This window comes from Microtetraspora sp. AC03309, assembly GCF_020826795.1.
GTDB classification, from domain to species: Bacteria; Actinomycetota; Actinomycetes; order Streptosporangiales; family Streptosporangiaceae; genus Microtetraspora; species Microtetraspora glauca.
In genome coordinates, this window is the sequence record NZ_JADDIL010000269.1 from 1 (window position 1) to 844 (window position 844).

The 844-nt window shown below is 67.8% G+C and carries 1 protein-coding gene; it reads right to left on the reverse strand.

Translation table 11 applies throughout. The features are described from left to right. Positions 1–162 precede the first annotated feature (162 nt). A partial coding sequence (locus tag IMZ11_RS42765) for a transposase (RefSeq protein ID WP_228649306.1) occupies positions 163–844 on the reverse strand: 682 nt, incomplete at its 5' end.

Here is an 844-nt window from a genome sequence, read left to right on the forward strand (position 1 = left end):
CCTCGATCTTTCACGTCTATCCGGTGGCTGGCTGAGCGGTTCGGCTGGAGTTTGAAATCGGGGCCGTGGTCAACCTGGCGGCCCGGCTATCGCGCCGGGTGAGCGGGGTTCCACGGGCCCTCAAGGTGTCCTTCCCTGATCGTTGGGGCGGCTTTGTGCTGGTCAGGTCGGGGCCGGGAGTGTCTGGAGCCGGGTAATGGCTGCGACCAGTTGGCTGGCCCAGGGCCAGGACGCGGCGATGCGCAGGCGCAGGCGCCGACCACCACGGACCAGCCGGGCGGCGACGGCGAACAGGCGCAGCCTCAGGCGTTTGGGCTCATACCGGCGAGCGGAAGTGCCGTGTAGGGCGAGCATCTGCATCCAGGCGAGGAGTTCACAGGCCAGCGCGACAATCTCCACCCAGATCTGGTTTTGAGTGAAGTCGCGCAAGGGCAGGTTGCGTAGGCCGGTGTCCTTGGCGGCGCGGATGCGGTCCTCGCAGCGGGCGCGGCGACGGTGGCGTAACTCCAGGTCAGCGAGCTGACCGTGCCGGGTGTTGGTGATGAAGCACGTGAAGCGGTGCCCGTCGATGTCGGTGAAGCGCAACTGCGCGCCCGGATGGGGCCGTTCCTTGCGCACGATGACCCGCATCCCCTTCGGCCAGGAGGAAAGGTCGAGCAGGCCGGTCAGCTCGGCGACCCAGGCACCAGCCCGGACCTTGCCGTCTGCGTCGTAGGCGGGTGTCCACGCATCGGGTGGCAAGGTGAGGATCGCTTGCTGGATGTCGTCGGTGAGGGTGAACCCGATGGAGTAGGCGAGCCGTCGGCCTGGGCGAGTGAGCCAGGTGAGGAACTCGTGGGTGCCG